The sequence below is a fragment of the Acetobacterium bakii genome (assembly GCF_001263355.1).
Taxonomy (GTDB): domain Bacteria; phylum Bacillota; class Clostridia; order Eubacteriales; family Eubacteriaceae; genus Acetobacterium; species Acetobacterium bakii.
Map to the genome: position 1 here is coordinate 19,010 of NZ_LGYO01000067.1, position 19,259 is coordinate 38,268.

Consider the following 19,259-nt stretch of genomic DNA (forward strand, 5'->3'; position numbering starts at 1 on the left):
GCATCGATGATTATTATTAAAAAGGGAGGTTACGGATATGAAAAAAGCATTGATTAATGAAAAAGAGGTTAATGCCAGCCAAAGTGAAACCAACGGTCTGGTCGGATGGTCAACCCGATACGAAGATCCCGAGATCATTGCTGCGGCAAAAGAGAAATATAAATCCGGGATTAGTTATCTCTGGGCCCTAGTGGTGATATTTCCCTTTGGTTTTCTGCTTGCCGGGCTGTTTTTCGAAACGATGCTCCTTGCGGCCGGGCTGATTATCGGGGCCGTTCTTGGACTGTTAATGGTAGGCCTCAATTGGTTTTACATAAAGAATAAACGGAAACAGATCTGGGAAGGCGTCATCACCGAAAAATATCAGCAGGAAAAGCCTGACGACGATTCAGATCAGGATGATATGGATTATGTGCTTGTGGTTGAGAAAACCAACGGTAAGAAGCATCACATGATTTATCATAACCGACGGGAAATGTACGACTATTTTCAAATCGGCGATCGACTGCGCTACCATGTGGGCTTATCGACCTATGAAAAATATGATAAATCCAAAGACCACATCATCTACTGTAATGTATGCTCAACCGAGAACCCGATTTCAAACGACCGCTGCGACCACTGCAATAATCTTTTGTTCAAATAAAATTTTAAAGAGGAGTAACAATTATGAAATGTGATATCTGTAAAATAAACGAAGCTGATGATCAGACACCCAATGGCGACTATTTCTGTTTGAGCTGTGAGAAAAAATTTATGGATGTGATGCATGATTATAAAAAGTGCGATGATTATGTGGCAGCTCTGGTTGATAAGAAAAAGATGGATGATTTTTTGAAGGCTTTCCTTGATGTGAAAAGGATCGATTGATTTTTGAAACACCGTCCCAAAATAACACAATTAACAGCCCAGGCAATGCCTGGGCTGTTAATTGTGTGTGATAAACCAGAACGTTATCATAAATGGTTCATACTAAAAATCCCAACTATTTATAATCCTTGAAAAAAACGGCAAAGGAAGCTACAATAAACCTAAGAATAAACAAACTTTGCAAAGGTGGAAAAATGAAAAAATGTTTAAATAGAGGAATTGGCTTAATGTTTGCTTTGTTGTTAATCATTGGATTAGCACCGGCGGGGGTTTTGGCAGCGGCATCAAGTCCCGATGTTTTCTATCAGACACATATTGAAGACATCGGCTGGGAAGTCGATGCCGGCATTGGCTTAAAAAGCAATGGCGAGGCCAGCGGAACATCGGGCAAAAGCCTGCGTTTGGAAGGCATTAAGATTAATCTGGATACCCAGGGCGATGATCTGGGGATTGCCTATCAGACTCATATCCAGGATGTCGGTTGGGAAGCCGATACCGAAAGCGGCTGGAAAAGCGACGGTGCCATGAGTGGAACCCAGGGCGAATTCAAACGGCTGGAAGCTATTCAAATCAAGCTGACCGGAGCCGATGCGACAGACTTTGATATCTATTATCAGGTCCATGCCCAAAATGTCGGCTGGATGGGTTGGGCCAAAAACGGCGAAAGTGCCGGCACCGCCGGATACAGTTATCGCCTTGAAGCCATAAAAATTGTGGTTGTCCCCAAAGATCAGGGTCCGCCAACCATCACCGACACCCCTGCCTTTATAACCTACCCCGGGGTGATGTATCAGACCCAAATTGAAAACATCGGCTGGGAAGTCGACGCCGGCATTGGCTTAAAAAGCAACGGCGAAGCCAGCGGTACTTTCGGCCAAAGCCTGCGTTTAGAAGGCATTAAGATTGATCCGGATACCCAGGGCTTTGATTTCGGGATGACCTACCAGACCCATATCCAGGATATCGGCTGGGAAGCGGATACCGATCGCGGCTGGAAAAGCGATGGTGCTATGAGCGGAACCCAGGGCGAATCCAAACGTCTGGAAGCCATCCAGATCAAGCTGACCGGTACCGATGCCGATCGCTTTGATATCTATTATCAGGTTCATGCCCAGAATTTTGGCTGGATGGGTTGGGCTAAAAACGGTGAAAGTGCAGGCACGGCCGGATACAGTTATCGCCTGGAAGCCATAAAAATTGTCCTCGTACCCAAAGGCCAGGGGGCACCATCGGCCTCGGCAGTCCCGGCCTTTTCCGATAAAAAAAGTAGCACCGTTGCGGGGAATTTATTCATTAAGTCAACGCCCGCTGATTTTAATGTTGTCGATGCTGTTTTTGACAATGTCGAAATTTCCGAGAATGCCGGGGATGGCGCCATCGTATTGAAAGCAGGTACCCAAAGTGGGATTTATACATCAAACAGTTTAAGCACAAGTGCCTTTAATAAACTGGTGCTTTCCTGGAACAGTGATACGCCCTCGGGCACCACTGTTGAGGTTCAGGCTCGGGTCGCATTAACCGCCAATGGCCAGTGGTCCAGCTGGCGCTCCTGGGGAACCTGGGGCACATCTATCCAAAACAGGTCGGTTACTGATATGAGCGATCCGGTGGCCAATGTTGATATCGATACCCTGGTGGTGAAGAATGGCCAGACGGCCAGTAGCGTTCAATATCGGGTCCTGTTGTATTCCAATCAGCCCGGTGTGACGCCGACAGTTCGTCTGGTAGCCGGAGCTCTGCGAAATTCAGCCCAGGGGATCAATAAAGTCTTTCCGGACAATCCCGATTTATCAAATGTCGGTGTCCTGGCTGTACCCCAATTATCCCAGATGATAAGGGATCCGGCCATCGCCGATTCCATCTGCAGCCCCACCAGCGTGGCCATGGTGTTGAATTATTATGGCATCCAGCTAACACCCGAACAGGTCGCCGCAGGGGCATATGATCATAAAGCTGATGAATATGGCAACTGGCCCTTTAATACCGCCTTTGCTTCAAGCTGGGGCTATCGGGCCTATGTCGACTACTCAACCATCGACGGCCTGAAGCGTGAAATTAAAAGCGGTCATCCGGCCATCGCGGCGGTGGCCTATAAAAACAGTGCCAATGTCGGTGGCAATTTACCCGTCGTTGATGGCGCCCCCATATCATCAACCCCCGGTCATCTGATTGTCGTCTGTGGGTTTACCAATGAAAATGGAACCGAATATATCATTATCAATGACCCGGCAGCTGGCAGCAATGCCGGTGTTCGCGTTAAATACAGACTTGATCAATTCGCAGCGGCCTGGGCCGAGTCTGGCAATATAACATATATTATCCATCAGAATGAAAATTAAAAGACTGGTATAACCATTGACGCCGATGATTGGAGATAAAGTAGAAAAGTAAGTCCCGGGGACAATGGTAACATCAGTTAGTCGGCATCATGGCGAACAGGCTCGCCTGTACGATCATGCAGCCGACAACGATTTACCATTGTCCACGGGACGATTTTGTCGCCAACCCCAGGCTGCCAATCCTATGGCAGCCTGGGGTTTTGATAAATCTAATTTGTGTGATAGAGGAGAAAAACTAATGACTGAGCATTTTGACCTTGCAAACTATATGAATGAATCCATAGAAATAATAATCCGGGATATTTTAAAAGGGACTTTTAAAAATCCTCGGGAAACCGCTTTTCTGCTAAAATATAAAGAAGTAAGCAAACGTAATTTCCGCAAACGCAATTTTTTCGAGGCATCGGGTCAGCATATCCCAACCTTTCTTATTTCCAGCATTACCAATGCCTGTAACCTCTTTTGTAAAGGCTGTTACGCCCGGGATAACGGCATGTGCAATGACGAAAAAACCGCGGAATTACTGACGGCAGCCCAATGGCTGGATATTTTCAGGCAATCCAAAGATTTGGGTATTTCCTTTAATCTGCTTGCCGGCGGTGAGCCGTTGTTAAGACGGGACGTGATTCAGGCGGCGGCCAGTGTGAAAAATACTATTTTTCCGATTTTCACCAACGGCGTCCTCATCGATGCGGATTATTTAAAGCTGTTTAACGCCCACCGCAATTTGATCCCGGTGTTAAGCCTTGAAGGAAACCAGCCGGCCACGGATTTTAGGCGTGGGAAAGGGACTTACCTGAAACTGCTGACAACCATGAAAGCGCTGGATCAGCATAAAATAGTATTTGGGACTTCCATTACCGTCACCACCGAAAATAGGCTGGAAGTGACATCAAAGGAATTTTTGGATGTATTGGCCGGCCTGGGCTGCCGGATCGTGTTTTTCATTGAATATGTGCCGGTCGACCCGGCCACCGAGCATCTGGCCCCCGGGGAAAAAGAGCGGCTGTTTATGGAAAACAGGCAAAATGAGTTAAGAGAAGTCTATGATTCCATGGTGTTTGTGTCGTTTCCCGGTGATGAGCAGTTCATGGGTGGCTGTCTGGCCGCCGGCCGGGGATTTTTTCACATCAACCCCTATGGCTCCGCCGAGGCCTGTCCGTTTTCGCCCTATTCGGATCGCAGCCTTAAAGAACATACCATTTTAGAGGTCTTGTCATCACCGTTTTTCGAAAAGCTGCAGGAGCAGGAATTGGTGGGCGGCGAACACAATGGCGGCTGTGCTTTGTTCCAGCAGGAAGATCTGGTCAAAGCATTGCTTAATTCCTGAGATTAAATTATATACAGAAAAGCGAAAGAAAGGGTTATGGGCGTTGCGCCCATAACCCTTTCTTTGATAATTAATTTTCGTCGATGTCAAAAAATCCTAGCCCGTCCAGGGCCTTGATGGATTTGTGCAGACAGTCCTCATTGATTTTTAGATAAATGGGCAGAATCGGATCCGTATCATTTCCCGGATGGAGGCAGAAAACACTTTCGTTCTGGCCGCTGAATTTGGCGGACACAGACATTTTTACATGGATTATCATTGCAAATAAACCATTATTGAATATAATATGAGTATCTATGCAAACGTTTGATGGAATAATACAAAAGAAGTTTATTAAATGCTTAAAAAAAATTTTCAAAAGCAACAATGCATCGTTTATGGTATTATTAAAGAGTTGGCAACCTTAAGGTAAATAAGATCGGAAATCGCATTCATTGCGATGAATATCATAAATTTCCATTTAGTTCCATTTGTATAACGAAGAGAGCAGAATATGAGGGTAGAGAATGTTAAATAATAATGCAAAAGCCATGATCAACTATGTTAGTGGGATTTTGAATGATAAAAAAATGAATAATAATTTCCCGGCGATTGCCGCCGGGGATGCTGACTTTTTAGCCCTGGACCAAAGCCTGCGAACCATCAGAAATGTTGCCGAAGCCCTGCGCGTCGGAGATGTTCATTACGATATCCCGGGGGATGGGTTTGTGCTGGACTCTTTTCAGATTTTTCTAAAGGCCTGTAAACTGTCTAATGAAGAAGTTCCCAGACGTAAATTTTTGAAAATCCTCAAGTTGAAGGGCAAAAAGAATCCTTCATGTGAACTCCAGGAGCTTACCGCCATCAAAAGGTTGGAAAATAAGATTAAAGAGAATGAGAAAAAGCACCGTTTGCTGACCGATAACGCTAGTGATATTATTATGACGGTGGATCTGTTCGGGAATTTCACCTACATCAGTCCATCGGTTGAAAAAATAACCGGTTATACCCAGGAAGAAGTATTGAGGGATTATCGGGCAATCGGCTATTTTCTCCCTGGGGTCCAAAAGGATATGGATCGAGTCAGGGAGAGTATTCGGGAAATGGTGGAAAAGGGTGAACCCTTCGATGCTATCAATTTTGAGCAGCGTCAGGTTCGTAAGGATGGCAAGAGTATCTATACCGATACCGTGTTATCTGGGATTTACGATGACGACAATCAATTTATGGAATTACTGGCGGTCAGTCGGGATATTACTGAAAAAGTGAAAATGCGGAGGGAAATTAAAAAACTGTCAGAAACCGATAAACTCACCCAGCTTTATAATCGGGTTAAACTGGATGCTGAACTGGAGCATCAATTAAAGCGGACCAAAAACAGTACCGCGGTCTTTGGTTTGATTATGATTGATATTGATAATTTCAAACAGATCAATGACAGTTTTGGACACCTGGCCGGCGATGCGGTATTAGTGGAGCTGGCAGAGCTTTTTAAAACCAGCATCCGGCCTGCAGATATCGTAGGGCGATGGGGAGGGGAGGAATTTATGGTGATCCTCCCGGATACGGATGAAAAGGTGGCCGTGGAACTGGCGGAAACGATCAGAAAAGAAGTCAGTGAAAATCGTTTTCCCAAACAGGAAGGTATTACCATTAGTCTGGGTGTTTCGGTTTTTAGTGACGATGCCTCGGTTGACACCATCATTTTCCGCGCCGATCAGGCCCTCTATCGGGCCAAGAATAATGGCCGAAACCAGGTTCAGGCGCTGTGATTGATATGAGAAAAAGGGACGGCAGAGTTGGAAGTCCGGAAAAAGCAATGGGGAATTGTTCATTCCGCCCTTTCAAAAACCTGGCTGAAGCTTGCTGAAAATAAGGAGGAATTAATCTATGTTTGATTTGGAAACCAATGTCCGATCCTGGAGCGATTATTTAAGGGGTCGGGGCAACTTAACAGAAATTGATTTTCTCAAAATTGAAAAATTCCAGACCCAGTACCTTTATGTTTATGCTCTGTGGCTGGGAATTGTAGCCTTTGTCTTTCCGATTATTTTCGGTTTTAATTAAAAATAAAAGTAAATAATTGCCAATATATAGTAAAAAATAGTTGTTATTTTTCAAAATAATGTTATAATTTCCTCAGATGAAAGCATGAGGGGATACTTTATTGGAAAAGATTCAAGTTACCATCAATGGTCAAATACGATTGGTACTGGTTAGTTTGTGTTTGATCACGATTATGTTCGTTGCGGTTTATTTTAACTACTACAGGGGTATTGATGTGGTCTATACCCATTTATTTTATGTGGTAATTATTATGGTGGGGATATGGTTTAAACGTTTTGTGATCCAGTTAGCTATTTTTCTGGGCATTTTTCATATTATCCTCGATTATTTAAGCAATGGTTTTTTGCTCCCGGCGCCAATTTTACGCGGATTTATTTTTTTATTCGTGGCCGCTGTCGTTTATCTTTTAACCTCCCGGCTGGAGTGTACCCATGAAAATCTGAACCGTATCCTAAGAAGTGTGGGGGACGGAATTATTGTAGTTGACCTGGAAAAAAAGGTGACCTTGCTCAATAAGGTGGCCGAGGACTTGACGGGATGGCCCGGTGCCGAGGCTCTGGGGAAAGATTTTAAAGAAGTTTTTGATCTGAGACATGAAAATCCTGAGTATTTTATTTTAAATCCGGTGGACGAGGTGCTTAAAACTGATCTGCCCTATGAATTAACCAATCATGCCATCATTACCAGTCGCAATGGCAATCATTTCCACATTGAAGATAGTGCTACCCCGGTTAAAGACACCGAAGGGATTACCACCGGGGTCGTTTTGATTTTTAGAGACGTTTCCCAGAGAAAGGCCCAGAATGAAAAAATAGAATTTCTGAGTGATCACGATGAATTAACCGGTTTGTACAATCGGCATTTTTTCAAGAAAGCCTGTGAAAGATTGGACAATGCCGATTATTATCCGCTTTCGATTATTATGGGGGATGTCAACAGTCTGAAAATGACCAATGACGCATTTGGACATTTAGCCGGCGATGGTTTATTAAAAGCAGCCGGGGAAATCATGAATCAGTGTTGTGGTAACGGGGATGTGCTGGTGCGGTGGGGCGGCGATGAATTTGTTTTATTATTGCCCAATACTGATGAACAGACGGCGAAAAAACAGGTGCAGATGATGAACGAGGCAATGGCGGTATCCCAGGCGGAACCGGGGATTCTTTCGGTATCTTTTGGCTGGGCGACAAAATATTCCAACGCCGAGGCGTTTATTGACATATTCAAAAAAGCGGAAAATCTGATGTATAAAAATAAACTCATGATGAAGCCCGAAGTCATTGCAAAAACAGTTAATACCATTATGGCATCCTTATTTCAAAAGAGCGAAACAGAGAAAATACATGCGGATGGTGTCGGCTACTATTGTAAACGAATAGCAGAGGCAATGGCTTTAAGTGCAAAAGATATGGATACCTTAAGAACGGTCAGTTTGCTTCATGATATTGGGAAAGTGACCGTTGAAAAAGAAATCCTGGAAAAGACAGGGAAGCTTACCGGTGAAGAATGGAAGGTGATCAAACGTCATCCTGAAATAGGCTACCACATTACCAATACATCGCCGGATATGGCTGAAATTGCCAGCGCTATTTTATGTCACCACGAACGGTGGGATGGTACCGGTTATCCCAAGGGTCTGGTTGGTGAGCAGATACCGGTGCTGTCCCGGATTATTGCGGTGGGAGCTGCCTATGACACCATTTTATCCCAGCGATCTTATAAACAGGCGTGGCTTAAAGATGATGCACTTGCGGAGATCCGGAGTCAGGCCGGTTTCCAATTTGATCCCCAAATTGCCGCTTTATTTGTGAATCAGGTGGCAGATACCCTGGATGATGTTTAAGTACACAAAACAATAGTCTGGTGAAATAAATTAAAAATAGCGTATTTGTTTTTCAGCTGAACGTGGTGTGGCCCCAACCGTCGATGACGGTTGGGGCCTTTTTTCTGTTGATTTACAGACCGCTTGTTTCCAGCAACGGACTGAGATTAGTGAATTTAGCATTTTTGATCAGCGCCGGCGTGCACTCAATCACAACCCAGATCGCCACCGGTGTCCCGGATGGATCGATATACATTCAATAAATTTTAGATGATGTGATTGGTAGGGAGTTTAAGGTTCATTTTTGTTTAAAAATTCAAACCCGGGGTAATGATTACCTAAGCAAATAAAGCAGCGAAAGGAATAAGGCATGGAGAAAGAAACCTTAAAGAGTAATAAAAATGGATGATTTAAATTTCCCCCTGGATTTTTTATGGCATTATAATCCATTAAATAACTGGAAATCACTGTTAACACTGGTGGTTGTAGTAATTCTTGCAGCGATGGTAATTGTGAATAAGAGCAAATGGACCAGACGAGAAAAGTGGTTTAGAACAGCCCTGTGGTTTTACATCTATTTAATATTTTCATACACGGTCTTGTGCAGATCAGGAAATGATTATTTTGATTACAAGCTGATTCCCTTATGGTCTTATCGAAAAATTTGGATGACTCATAGCGTTGGCTTGGCTTTACAGGTCTTTATGAATTGTCTGATGTTTATCCCGGTGGGACTGTTGACACCCTTTGCCTATGAAAACTATTTGGGTCGTGATGAAGTACGAACACGAAAGATGGTAATAATTATCGGCTTTGCTGTTTCGGCTGCGGTGGAGTTTCTCCAGCTTGTGACGCAAACCGGATTGTTCGAATGGGATGATATCCTCCACAATACCATTGGTGCCATAACCGGCTATGGCATCTATCTTATTATCAGGCATGAACCCTTTCGAAAAGCCCGCTGGTACTTTTTGCCGTTTGGTCTGGTAATGCTGGGGTTACTGGCGGCAATGTTAAGCTGATCGGAAGATGAATATAAATCAGCTGACTTTGAATAAAACCGCCGCATCCATGTAGATGCGGCGGTTTTATTAAAATAATTTATAGTTTGCCTGAAAATGATAGTTTTGCCTAAATGCAGCGCAGCGCATTAAAGTCCTGCTACACAGCTTTTTATTAGGCTGTGCGTTATCAGCACAGTAAAAACGATCTTAAATTTTTTCCAGCACCAGGGCGGTCCGGCTTGGTGAGTAGATTGAAATTCCCATAAATTCCGGATTCATTTTCAAAGCATAAGATTCATAGACGGCATCATGAGAGATCCGCTTATATCCCCCGAACTGCTCTTCATCGGTGTCCAGGAAAACCTTGAAGCGGCCATTTTCATGGACCGGTATTTCAAGATCGGGATAGGATTCGGTGGGGTGAAAATTAAAGATATAGATGCAGTCATTTTTTCTATAGGCAATAATCTTTCGTTCCTGATCCAGCCATAACTGTTTTGGCACCACGCCCAGCATGGCTTTTTCATCCATAAAATGAATCATGGCGCCATCAAATTGGTTCAGTTCTTCATAGTGCAAGGTTGGATTGTCGGCAAGGCTCCACTGTCTGCGGCTATGCTGGTAACTAAAGCCATTTTCCTTCCGAGGGAAATCAACCCACTCGGGATGGCCGAATTCATTGCCCATGAAGTTCAGGTATCCCTCGGTACTGGCAGAGATAGTAATAAAACGTATCATCTTATGCAGAGCAATGGCACGGTCAATGATCAGATTCTGGCTGTTCTTGCCCATGTGCCAATACATTTCCTGATCCGCCATGGTGAAGATTAGGGTTTTATCCCCAACTAAAGCCTGGTCATGTGATTCCACATAAGCGATGCGTTTTTCCTGGGGCCGTCCGGTCGTCAATTCATGCCAAAGGGCATTCATGTTCCAATCACTGTCCTTGACTTCGATTTGCTTAAACCAGAAGTCCGGCATGCCCATGGACAGGCGATAGTCGAAACCAATGCCGCCGTCCTCAATGGGCAGGCACATGCCCGGCATCCCGCTCATGTCTTCGGCGATGCTCATAGCGCTGGGATTGATTTCCTTGATCAGCTCATTGGCAAATTGCAGATAGGTGATGGCTTCGATATCGGTATTCAGACTGAAATATTTGCCATAGTTATCAAAGTCGGTGCCCAGCCCATGATCGTGGTAGATCATCGAGGTGACGCCATCAAACCGGAAACCATCCAAATGATATTCTTCCATCCAATATTTCAGGTTTGACAGCAGAAAATGAATGACTTCCGGTTTGCCGTAGTTGAATAGTTTGGAATCCCAGGCGCTGTGATCGCCTCTGCTTCCTTTATGAAAGAACTGGTCTTCGGAGCCGTCGAATTCATTAATCCCTTCGCTGATATTTTTGACTGCATGGGACTGGACGATGTCCATCAGTACCCTGATGCCCATGGTGTGGGCTTTGTCGATAAGGGACTTCAGCTCGTCGGGGGTCCCGAAACGGGAGGACGCGGCGAAATAGTTGGAAACATGGTAACCGAATGAGCCGTAGTAGGGATGCTCCATCAAGGCCATTAATTGGACGGTATTGTATCCCAGGGCTTTGATCCTCGGCAGAATATTTTCTTCGAATTCCCGGTAGGTTCCGACGGCCTCTTTTTCCTGAGCCATGCCAATATGGGCTTCGTAGATAAGGGGAGCGTTTGTGTGATCGCTTTGGAAAGCAGCGTTCTGCCAGATGTAATTTCGATACGGTTTCCAGATTTGACCACTGAAATCCAGGGTCTTTGGATCTTGTACTGCTCGGTTAATGTACAAGGGAATGCGATCCCGGCCCTGGCCATTGGTGACAACAAAGACCTTCACCCGGGATTCATGTTTCAATGAACCTTTGCCGGGAAGAAATATTTCCCAGACACCGTTTTCTTTTTTTACCAGTTCATGGGATGAACGATCCCAGTGATTGAAATCCCCAATCAAAAACAGGGCCTCTGCTGCCGGCGCCCATTCGCGGTAATACCAGCCTTTGCTGGTACAATGAAAGCCAAAATAATGATGTCCGTTGGCAAAATCCTTTAAACAGCTGACATCAGTAAGAAGCGTTTTTTTTACCTCTTGATAACGTTTTATGCGCAACTCCAAATCGTGCTTGTAAGGACTTAACCAGGGGTCGATTGCCAATATTCCGGGTTCAATCATTCCTTCTTTTTCGCTCATACACATCTCCTCTTACTTTCGTATTGGGATATAGATAATTTAATTCTAACCAGCGACGGCGGCAATGTAAAGAAAAACATAGGTTTTAAATGGACATAAATGAATTAAACTGCGAAAATAATAACAAAATTCCGAATTCTCCGGGTATTCTGGGAGCGTTCAGTCCCCAAAGCACGGGGATATCGATTTGGTGGTGAACTAAAGGCGTGTTTTTGTTTAAAGATGTAATCCCCGGGTAATGATTAATTAAGAATGACAGGAAATTGAAAATTACTGTGAACGACCCTGCCAATTTACGCTAAACAATTTTCATTCCAGACCGGTGATTTAATCGGCCTGGATTTTTTCCATCACCTGCCGAAAAAAAGCATTCATACGATGCCCATAATAAAGAGAATGGAGCTAAGAAAATGAAAAAACAGACCATGGAAATAGGGAAACGAAGGGTTTCGATTTTTTTGGATGATGATTTAAAGGATCAGACCATCGTCTATCTGCACATAAATGCAGAGGATATGGAACGGCTTTTTCAAAAACTGGATGATGTAAATGCGGTGCTGGTGGCAATCGATGGGGTTGACTGGAACCGTGAATTATCCCCCTGGGCCAGGCCAAGAGCCTTTCGGGGCGGCGAGGATTTCGCCGGGGGTGCCGATAATTATCTGAAGGAACTCACCGAAACTATTATCCCTGCGGTGGAAGAGCGCCTTGGCTTTACACCATCCCGGAGGATCCTGGCCGGGTATTCGCTGGCCGGTTTGTTTGCGCTGTACGCCATCTACCAGGCCGATCTTTTCAGCAGTATCGGATCCGTCTCCGGATCCTTGTGGTACGATGGTTTTCGGGAATTTATGAAAAAAAATCAACCAAAGCGGATACCGGACCGGGTCTATTTTTCCCTGGGCGACCGGGAGAAAATCACCCGGAATCAGCGGCTGGGGGCTGTCGAGGAAAATACCATCCAGGCAGAAAAGCAGCTGCGAAGCCTGGGCGCGGAGACGATCTTTGAGCTGAATCCTGGAAATCATTTTGAAGACGCCCTGGGCCGCATCGCAAAGGGGCTTGTGTGGCTCGTGTGAGCAGGCGGATTATCAGGCGGCCATAAGCAGCAGCTTTACGGCCGCGATGGAGTGTTATAAATTATCAGATGAAGGGAGAATCACGATGATGGCATTTATTCGATTGCTCATAGGATTTGGGGGAATAATTCTCATTGCCTGGTCATTGATCAAGCTGTTACGGATTAGAAAACTGGAGTCCCAGGGCATTGCGGTTGAGGCGGTGGTGGTAAAAATAAAAGAATATAAAGTGCGCACCGGAAGACAGGTTTATGATGAGTATACGCCGCTTCTGGAATATACGATTGCCGAAAAGACCTATCAAACCGAAGCACTGTCAACCCAGGATGACGGAAAATATCAGCTGGGTCAGCTTATCCGGATTCGCTGCCAGCCGGAAAACCCGGAAAAAATAATGATCGTCGGAGACCGCCGTTCTTATTTCAGCGCCGCGTTAATCGGCATCGGCGGTGTGATGATCGTAGTGTTGATTGGACTGCTGGGCAGATGAAAATTACCGGTATACCGGAATAATTAATTTTAATAAATTTCTTAGTATTTAGGATAGCACACATGGAAAAGTATATGATATAATTAATCACTGCTTATCAAATATTTACATAGAAATTTATTGTTTCCAGAATAATGAGCTGGCTAAGCATATTAAAAGGAGCTGATGAAGAATTTGAATAGGAAAAAAAGCAACGGATTACCCATTTATTTTGGAGAATTCAGGGACAAAGCATTGGAAAAAGAATTCTACAATGCTGAAATTAAAAAAAATATAAACTATGTTAAATTCATTCTTTTATTAGTGGGAATTGCATACTTCCTATTTATTATTCCAGATTATTTTCTCATTACCGACGTGAATGCTTTTATGGCGATTTTATTCAACCGCAGTGTCATTCTGGGATTGCTGGTTATTTTGTATTTTAAAGTGAAGCGCAGCAGCGAGTATTTTTCCCTGATCTATTGGTTTACCGCCTATGAAATTATAATTTCCCTGTCATTTATTTCCATTGCCAATCACTATACTGCCCCTGATTTTTTAATCCAGGCTTTTGGGGTAATGCTTATTATTCTGGTTATATTCCTGATTAATAACAGATGGCGGTATTCTATTTTTGCGGCACTGTTTGTCAGCATCGGTTATTTTGTTTTTGCCGCTTTCTGTTTTACGGATGTGCCATTTTCCCAGTTTTCAGCGGCGATTGTACACATATTAATCGTTATTGTTTTAAGCAGTATTTCTTCCTACAGCATCAACTATTATAAAAGAATCCAGTACCTGAACACCATTGAATTATTAAATAGGGCAGAAAACGATTCATTAACAGGAATCTACAATAAAGCCAAGTTTAATAAAGAATATGCTCGGCTGGCAGACAGCGCCCAGCAGAAAAATGCTGATTTATCGGTGGTCATGTTTGATATTGATAATTTTAAAGGGATTAATGATCAGTACGGACATTTGGTGGGGGATGCGGTTTTAATCGCTTTAGCTGATATCGTCCGCAAAAATCTGCAGCAATCCGATATTTTCGCCAGATGGGGCGGAGAAGAATTTGTGCTGATTTTTCCGAATATGCATTTGCAGCAAGCCATTGAAATTACTGAACGGCTGAGGAAGTATATAGCCGACCATATCTTTGAGAAAATCGGACAGGTTACCTGCAGCTTTGGGGTGGCAGTTTTTGAAAAAGATGAAGATTTGAATAAGGTTCTTCAGCGTGCCGATGAACGGCTGTATCTGGCTAAAAATGCAGGAAAGAACAAAGTGATGTAAAGATGAACCATCGAAGCTTGAGGGCTGGCGATGGTTTTTTTATATGGAATATTTAAATCAATCAAGGAATTTATTCGGCGGTGCGGCAAATATGTTGACAGGCGACATAACACGTGTTATGATATATCACAACACGACATAGAGAGGAATGAGGTCTTTGATAAAAAACGAACCGCTGACCGAAAGTTATTTTTATATTTTATTGTGTTTGCTGGAGGGTCCCAATCATGGGTACGGCATTATGCAAAAGGTAAAAGAACTGTCCAATGAAAGAGTCACTATCGGCTCGGGTACCATGTACGGGGCCACCGGCAATATGATCAAAAAAGCGTGGATCCAGGAAACTAAAAGCGATGATCCGCTTGACGCCAGAAAACGCTTGTATTGTCTCACAGCTCCGGGGAAAGAAATTCTGCTGGCAGAATATGAACGGTTAATATTCTGCATTAAAAGTGGTGAAAAAATCATCAAGAAGGGATCAGCCAATGAGTAAAACAAAAAAAACATCATTTAAAACTTATGCCGCATGGGATTATGATCAGGAAGAAAAAGATCTGGACCAATTATCAAAAGCGGGGTGGCAGCTGGTGAAAGGGGGCTGTCTTCACAGCACCTACAAAAAAGATGAAGCTGCCGCCTACCGCAACCGCATCGATTACAATCCCAGTGTTTTATCAAATGATGAAGAAAAAAAGCGCTATCTTAAATTTTTCGAAGAACAGGGCTGGGAATTTGTAAATGCCACCTTTAATGGCTGGTGCTATTTCAGAAAACCGATCAGAGTCGGAACATTGGAAAGTGACTACGCCATTTATACCGATAGCCAGTCTTTTGACGAAATGCTGAAGCGCTGGGGGAAATTAGCCAAGGGATTGAACATCACCGTAATCGTTGCGGCGATTACTTATCTCATTGTCGCTTTTGCGGAAAACGAACCGGTATATATGATCGGCACTTTGGCCTTTCTGGGAATGTTTTGGGGAATCAGCGCCGGTGTCAAAAAAATGAATGCGAAATTAATGGAAGGACGATCATAAGGAAGAAACCGGGTGCTTTTCAGAGGTCTGTGTTTGTCTGCTCAAATCAAAAGAACCACCTGCCGTGAAGCAGGTGGTTCTTTTGATTTGCAAATAAAGTAAATGCAGAGCATTGATTGGGACTCTTTTATATCGCCACATCCAGCACGAACAGATCGCCTTCAATTTTGCAGGTAATAAAGCCGCCGAGCGATTCTGCTGCGTCCCGGATGCTTCGGAGGCCGTAGCCGTGGCCGAGGTCTTTCTTGGTCGATCCCGGGACCTCGCCGTTCATGATAATCTCGCTGTTGAAGCGATTGGTGACCCGGAACAGAAAACGGCTCTGCTTTGTTTTGACCTGCAATTTCACACAGCGCAAGTCAGGCGGCAGTTTAAGGGATGCTTCCAGGGCGTTTTCCAGCGCGTTGTTCATGGCCATGCACATTTCCACATGGTGCATGGCCATTTTGCCTGACTGGATGTCGAGTTCGAAGGGAGTAGCGTTCGTTGCAAAGAGTGTGGAATAGTTGGTCACCACGGCGTTGAGATATGGGTCATCGGAATACAGCTCTTGCTGGCGGCTTTCGGCATAATCCCCGAGACTGGTGAGGTAATGAACCGCTTCGTCCCGGTTATCCTCCTGAAGCAGCTGGGCGACGGTGGTCAGGTGTCCATTCATATCGTGTTTCATCCGGCGCAGTTCCTCTTGATTTTGGAGCTGGGCTTCGTAATACCGCTGCTGGGCCTCCTTTTCAAAAACCAGCCGGTTCGCGGCGGCTTTCAGTTCCGAGTGCTTTAGGGTGGAAATTATGACGTAGAGGTACAAACCGAGGACGGCGATGGAAAAGAGGCAGACGGCGATCATCGCCCAGATGATGTTGCTATCGGAATAGGGGTTTAGCTCAAAGGCATAGTCCGAGCAAAAATCGATGATCAGCTTGGCGGAAGCTGCAAAGCCCGCCAGAGCGACCCAGCTGTAACGCGGCAGCGGGGTTTGAATCAGCCGGCGGCCTTTTTCACGGAGGACCAGCCAGGAGACAAGCAACATCACCGTGTACATCACCACCATTACCAGCGCCACCGATGCACCGATTTCCAGATTGCCGCCAAGTGCTGTACTCAGGGGAATGTGCAGAATAAAACCCCAGAAGGTGAACAAGCGGTTGAGAATACCCTGGGTGAACAGAAGGGCAAGCGTCGCGCCAAAATGCTCCCGGAAGGCAAGCAGGACCATCATATCGATCCAATAACCGAGGCAGGACATCAATACGCTGTAGCCGTTGGGCTGATGAAACACTGTGGTAAACAGGACGGACAGCAGCGGCAGGGAAAAGAAGGTCAGTGCTAGCATCACCGGGTAAAGCCACCACTTCCAGCGTGGCCGCAGGAAGCAGAAATACAGCAGCATCCCGCCAATGGCAACGGTAACCGTACTGGGATTGTGGGATATCATTTCCCAGACCTGATTGAGGTAGGTCATTTTACGCCTCCTTAAAAGTTGCGAAACAACAGGGCACGATATTGGTTTCGTGCCTGTCCGGAATAGCTTCGGGAAATAGGAATACGGATGTCGCCAATGGTGAATTCACCGGTTGTCATGGCGGTGACATGGTTCAAATTGACAAGATAGCTCTGATGACAGCGGATGAAGCTGTCATCAGGAAGTTGTGCGACAAAGTCGTCCAGTTTGCCATAGGATTTCAGAATTTCACCGCTTTTCAGGCAAAAATTCACCGTGTGCTGTTTGCTCGAAAGATACAGCAGCTGGCTGCAGCGAACCGTATGCAGGTTGCCCATGAAAGTGATGTAGACAACCTGATCGGCATCCCGGTTGAGCTGTTCCCGGGCCCGGCCCAGAACCTCGTTCAGCTTGTCTGCTGTCAGTGGTTTAATCAAGTAGTTAAAGGCGTAAAGATCATAGGATTCCCGGTAAAACTCATCGCTGCTGCTGACAAAGATTAACAGCGTCTCAGCATCCGTCAATCGAATCTGTTGGGCCGCCGTCACACCGGTTATCCCGGCCATATAAATATCAAGGAAGATGATGTCAAAGTGAGCGCCGCTGTCAAAATCCCAGAGCAGCATTTCACCGCTTTCATAGGCAGTGCACGCGCAGTCGGGATGGTCTGCTTTAATCAGCGCGATCAAACGTTGTCTGTCGCTGGGGTTATCATCGCATACCGCAATTTTAAGTGTCATTGAGTCGTTACATCCTTCCCTTTTTCTCTTTAGTTTACCATAGAAATTACGGTCATGATGTAAAATATGACGGCAAAACGGTTATTTATGTCGATAAAGCCGGATACCCATTGAAAAGACTAAAGCCATCGGAAACCTTATGGTTGCTGATGGCTTTTTAGCGGCTTTTTTTTATACTAATCTTGTGGCTAAACAGCCAGGGCTTTTCTCAGGGCATTGTTCAGCAACAGGCTCATTTCGATCGGGTGCAGCGCCATACTTACCCGCTTGGATATCATGCTCAAAGGTGGTATCGTTCTCAGCAAAGGGTGCGGCATAGTTGGTCAACACCGCATTAAGATAAGGGTCATCGGAAGATAGCTTTTGCTGACGGCTCTCGGCGTAATCCCCGAGACTGGCGAGGTAGAGCACCGCCTCGTCGAGGTTATCCTCCTGAAGCAGCTGGGCGACGGTGGACAGGTGTCCATTCATATCGTGCTTCATCCGGAACAGCGCCTCCTGATTATGAAGCTGGGCTTCGTAATACCGCTGCTGGGCCTCCTTCTCAAAGATCAGCCGGTTTGCGGCGGCCTTCAGTTCCGAATGTTTCAGGGTGGACATAATGACATAGAGGTACAAACCGAGGAATGCCAGGGAAAAGAGGCAGACGGCGATCATGGCCCAGATGATCTTGATATCGGAGGAGGGGTTTAGCCTAAAGGCAAAGTTCGAGCAGAAATCGATGATCAGCTTGGCAAAAAATGCGAAGCCGGCCACGGCGGCCCAGTTGTAACGCGGCAGCAACGTTTGAATCAGCCGACGGCCTTTTTCACGCAGCATCAGCCAGCTGACCAGTAAAATCAGGGTGTACATCACCCCAAGCGCAAGCGCCGCGGACAGATTGATTGCCAAATTACCGCCAAGTGCTGCATTTAGGGGAATATGCAGAATATAACCGCAGAACGTGCCCAATCGGTTGAAGATGCCCTGGGTGGTAAGAAGGATAATAATCGCCCCAAAATGATCTCGGAAGGTCATCAGGACCAAAATGCTAATCCAATATCCGAGACCCACTATCACAATACTGGAAGCGTTTTGTTGATGGTACACTGCAGTAAATAAATCGGACAGCAGGGGCAGGGCCATAAAGCTTAACGCGGCCATCACCGGGTAGCACCACCACTTCCAGCGTGGGCGAAGGAAGCAGGCGTACACGAGTATCCCGCCAACTGCGACGATGACGATTCCGGGACTGTGCCATATTATTTCCCAGACTTGCATTAAATAGGTCATGTTGAGGTCTCCTTAAAAGTTGCAAAACAGCAGGGCGCGATATTGGCTCCGTGCCTTTTTCTCTTTAGTTTACCATATAAATTACGGTAATGATGTTAAATATGTCGGCAAAACGGTTATTTATGTCGAGCACGGTTATCTGGCCTGTTTTTTTGATAAGATTATCTCTGTGTCAAAAATTGCTTTCAAAAGTGCGGCAGATTAATCAATATCGCCTTAAAATAGCGCCATTTTTCAAAAACGTTGCAATGAAGTGAGAAATTCAGAATAAAATGACAAAAATCAGAAGGA

19 protein-coding genes are annotated in these 19,259 nt (G+C 45.1%); 13 read left to right on the plus strand and 6 right to left on the minus strand.

Features of this window, described 5'->3' with window-relative positions; all coding sequences use genetic code 11:
- Positions 1 to 37 precede the first annotated feature (37 nt).
- The 4 genes from AKG39_RS18120 (at position 38) to AKG39_RS18135 (ending at position 4,539) form a co-directional block, all read left to right on the plus strand.
- On the plus strand, positions 38 to 646 hold the full coding sequence (locus AKG39_RS18120; RefSeq protein ID WP_050741817.1) for a hypothetical protein: 609 nt from the start codon (positions 38 to 40) through the stop codon (positions 644 to 646).
- Between the two features lie 23 nt (positions 647 to 669).
- Positions 670 to 870, plus strand: coding sequence for a hypothetical protein (locus tag AKG39_RS18125; protein WP_050741818.1), 201 nt, complete (start codon positions 670 to 672; stop codon positions 868 to 870).
- 194 nt (positions 871 to 1,064) lie between these two features.
- Entirely contained in the window at positions 1,065 to 3,209 is a 2,145-nt protein-coding gene (locus AKG39_RS18130) for a C39 family peptidase (RefSeq protein ID WP_050741819.1), read from the plus strand.
- Positions 3,210 to 3,447: 238 nt separating this feature from the next.
- Positions 3,448 to 4,539: a radical SAM protein gene (locus AKG39_RS18135; RefSeq protein WP_050741820.1), complete on the plus strand. Its 1,092-nt coding sequence runs from the start codon at positions 3,448 to 3,450 to the stop codon at positions 4,537 to 4,539.
- Positions 4,540 to 4,609: 70 nt separating this feature from the next.
- Here the strand turns inward: AKG39_RS18135 and AKG39_RS19865 are convergent, their stop codons facing one another.
- Positions 4,610 to 4,780, minus strand: coding sequence for a hypothetical protein (locus AKG39_RS19865; RefSeq protein ID WP_160316223.1), 171 nt, complete (start codon positions 4,778 to 4,780; stop codon positions 4,610 to 4,612).
- A gap of 265 nt (positions 4,781 to 5,045) precedes the next feature.
- Here AKG39_RS19865 and AKG39_RS18145 point away from each other — a divergent pair, with 265 nt between their 5' ends.
- The 3 genes from AKG39_RS18145 to AKG39_RS18150 all read left to right on the plus strand — a co-directional run bounded on the left by AKG39_RS18145 (position 5,046) and on the right by AKG39_RS18150 (position 8,428).
- A complete protein-coding gene (locus AKG39_RS18145; protein ID WP_050741822.1) occupies positions 5,046 to 6,290 on the plus strand; it encodes a sensor domain-containing diguanylate cyclase in 1,245 nt (414 codons plus the stop codon).
- A gap of 118 nt (positions 6,291 to 6,408) precedes the next feature.
- Positions 6,409 to 6,585 (plus strand): hypothetical protein, encoded by a 177-nt coding sequence (locus tag AKG39_RS20180; protein ID WP_160316224.1) that lies wholly within the window; start codon positions 6,409 to 6,411, stop codon positions 6,583 to 6,585.
- A gap of 100 nt (positions 6,586 to 6,685) precedes the next feature.
- Entirely contained in the window at positions 6,686 to 8,428 is a 1,743-nt protein-coding gene (locus AKG39_RS18150; protein WP_050741823.1) for a bifunctional diguanylate cyclase/phosphohydrolase, read from the plus strand.
- Positions 8,429 to 8,540: 112 nt separating this feature from the next.
- Here AKG39_RS18150 and AKG39_RS20755 read toward each other — a convergent pair whose 3' ends face one another.
- The gene (locus tag AKG39_RS20755; RefSeq protein WP_278277957.1) at positions 8,541 to 8,663 is read right to left on the minus strand and encodes a hypothetical protein; all 123 of its coding nucleotides are present in this window, start codon (positions 8,661 to 8,663) and stop codon (positions 8,541 to 8,543) included.
- Positions 8,664 to 8,808: 145 nt separating this feature from the next.
- Here AKG39_RS20755 and AKG39_RS18155 point away from each other — a divergent pair, with 145 nt between their 5' ends.
- On the plus strand, positions 8,809 to 9,429 hold the full coding sequence (locus AKG39_RS18155; RefSeq protein WP_050741824.1) for a VanZ family protein: 621 nt from the start codon (positions 8,809 to 8,811) through the stop codon (positions 9,427 to 9,429).
- Between the two features lie 189 nt (positions 9,430 to 9,618).
- On the opposite strand, the gene AKG39_RS18160 is transcribed toward AKG39_RS18155, so the two are convergent.
- Positions 9,619 to 11,634 carry an alpha-amylase family glycosyl hydrolase gene (locus AKG39_RS18160; RefSeq protein WP_201780299.1) on the minus strand — a complete coding sequence of 672 codons (2,016 nt, stop codon included), beginning with the start codon at positions 11,632 to 11,634 and terminating at the stop codon, positions 9,619 to 9,621.
- Positions 11,635 to 12,044: 410 nt separating this feature from the next.
- Here AKG39_RS18160 and AKG39_RS18165 point away from each other — a divergent pair, with 410 nt between their 5' ends.
- The 5 genes from AKG39_RS18165 to AKG39_RS18185 all read left to right on the plus strand — a co-directional run bounded on the left by AKG39_RS18165 (position 12,045) and on the right by AKG39_RS18185 (position 15,518).
- Positions 12,045 to 12,713 (plus strand): alpha/beta hydrolase, encoded by a 669-nt coding sequence (locus AKG39_RS18165; RefSeq protein WP_050741825.1) that lies wholly within the window; start codon positions 12,045 to 12,047, stop codon positions 12,711 to 12,713.
- Between the two features lie 85 nt (positions 12,714 to 12,798).
- Entirely contained in the window at positions 12,799 to 13,203 is a 405-nt protein-coding gene (locus AKG39_RS18170) for a DUF3592 domain-containing protein (protein ID WP_050741826.1), read from the plus strand.
- A gap of 174 nt (positions 13,204 to 13,377) precedes the next feature.
- Positions 13,378 to 14,481, plus strand: coding sequence for a GGDEF domain-containing protein (locus tag AKG39_RS18175; protein ID WP_207642517.1), 1,104 nt, complete (start codon positions 13,378 to 13,380; stop codon positions 14,479 to 14,481).
- 157 nt (positions 14,482 to 14,638) lie between these two features.
- On the plus strand, positions 14,639 to 14,974 hold the full coding sequence (locus AKG39_RS18180; RefSeq protein ID WP_242852666.1) for a PadR family transcriptional regulator: 336 nt from the start codon (positions 14,639 to 14,641) through the stop codon (positions 14,972 to 14,974).
- The gene (locus AKG39_RS18185; protein ID WP_050741829.1) at positions 14,967 to 15,518 is read left to right on the plus strand and encodes a DUF2812 domain-containing protein; all 552 of its coding nucleotides are present in this window, start codon (positions 14,967 to 14,969) and stop codon (positions 15,516 to 15,518) included. Before AKG39_RS18180 ends, AKG39_RS18185 begins: the two co-directional genes overlap by 8 nt.
- 127 nt (positions 15,519 to 15,645) lie before the next feature.
- Here the strand turns inward: AKG39_RS18185 and AKG39_RS18190 are convergent, their stop codons facing one another.
- The 3 genes from AKG39_RS18190 to AKG39_RS18200 all read right to left on the minus strand — a co-directional run bounded on the left by AKG39_RS18190 (position 15,646) and on the right by AKG39_RS18200 (position 18,968).
- Positions 15,646 to 16,977: a sensor histidine kinase gene (locus tag AKG39_RS18190; protein WP_050741830.1), complete on the minus strand. Its 1,332-nt coding sequence runs from the start codon at positions 16,975 to 16,977 to the stop codon at positions 15,646 to 15,648.
- An 11-nt stretch (positions 16,978 to 16,988) separates the two neighbouring features.
- Entirely contained in the window at positions 16,989 to 17,696 is a 708-nt protein-coding gene (locus tag AKG39_RS18195) for a LytR/AlgR family response regulator transcription factor (RefSeq protein WP_050741831.1), read from the minus strand.
- Between the two features lie 171 nt (positions 17,697 to 17,867).
- A complete protein-coding gene (locus AKG39_RS18200) occupies positions 17,868 to 18,968 on the minus strand; it encodes a hypothetical protein (protein ID WP_050741832.1) in 1,101 nt (366 codons plus the stop codon).
- Positions 18,969 to 19,259: the final 291 nt, after the last annotated feature.

What these genes read in the sequence shown, in the direction of transcription:
- AKG39_RS18120 (WP_050741817.1), top strand. Translation starts at nt 38, where the DNA reads ATGAAAAAAGCATTGATTAATGAAAAAGAGGTTAATGCCAGCCAAAGT.
- AKG39_RS18125 (WP_050741818.1), top strand. Translation starts at nt 670, where the DNA reads ATGAAATGTGATATCTGTAAAATAAACGAAGCTGATGATCAGACACCC.
- AKG39_RS18130 (WP_050741819.1), top strand. Translation starts at nt 1,065, where the DNA reads ATGAAAAAATGTTTAAATAGAGGAATTGGCTTAATGTTTGCTTTGTTG.
- AKG39_RS18135 (WP_050741820.1), top strand. Translation starts at nt 3,448, where the DNA reads ATGACTGAGCATTTTGACCTTGCAAACTATATGAATGAATCCATAGAA.
- AKG39_RS19865 (WP_160316223.1), bottom strand. Translation starts at nt 4,780, where the DNA reads ATGTCTGTGTCCGCCAAATTCAGCGGCCAGAACGAAAGTGTTTTCTGC.
- AKG39_RS18145 (WP_050741822.1), top strand. Translation starts at nt 5,046, where the DNA reads ATGTTAAATAATAATGCAAAAGCCATGATCAACTATGTTAGTGGGATT.
- AKG39_RS20180 (WP_160316224.1), top strand. Translation starts at nt 6,409, where the DNA reads ATGTTTGATTTGGAAACCAATGTCCGATCCTGGAGCGATTATTTAAGG.
- AKG39_RS20755 (WP_278277957.1), bottom strand. Translation starts at nt 8,663, where the DNA reads ATGTATATCGATCCATCCGGGACACCGGTGGCGATCTGGGTTGTGATT.
- AKG39_RS18155 (WP_050741824.1), top strand. Translation starts at nt 8,809, where the DNA reads ATGGATGATTTAAATTTCCCCCTGGATTTTTTATGGCATTATAATCCA.
- AKG39_RS18160 (WP_201780299.1), bottom strand. Translation starts at nt 11,634, where the DNA reads ATGAGCGAAAAAGAAGGAATGATTGAACCCGGAATATTGGCAATCGAC.
- AKG39_RS18165 (WP_050741825.1), top strand. Translation starts at nt 12,045, where the DNA reads ATGAAAAAACAGACCATGGAAATAGGGAAACGAAGGGTTTCGATTTTT.
- AKG39_RS18170 (WP_050741826.1), top strand. Translation starts at nt 12,799, where the DNA reads ATGATGGCATTTATTCGATTGCTCATAGGATTTGGGGGAATAATTCTC.
- AKG39_RS18185 (WP_050741829.1), top strand. Translation starts at nt 14,967, where the DNA reads ATGAGTAAAACAAAAAAAACATCATTTAAAACTTATGCCGCATGGGAT.
- AKG39_RS18190 (WP_050741830.1), bottom strand. Translation starts at nt 16,977, where the DNA reads ATGACCTACCTCAATCAGGTCTGGGAAATGATATCCCACAATCCCAGT.
- AKG39_RS18195 (WP_050741831.1), bottom strand. Translation starts at nt 17,696, where the DNA reads ATGACACTTAAAATTGCGGTATGCGATGATAACCCCAGCGACAGACAA.
- AKG39_RS18200 (WP_050741832.1), bottom strand. Translation starts at nt 18,968, where the DNA reads ATGACCTATTTAATGCAAGTCTGGGAAATAATATGGCACAGTCCCGGA.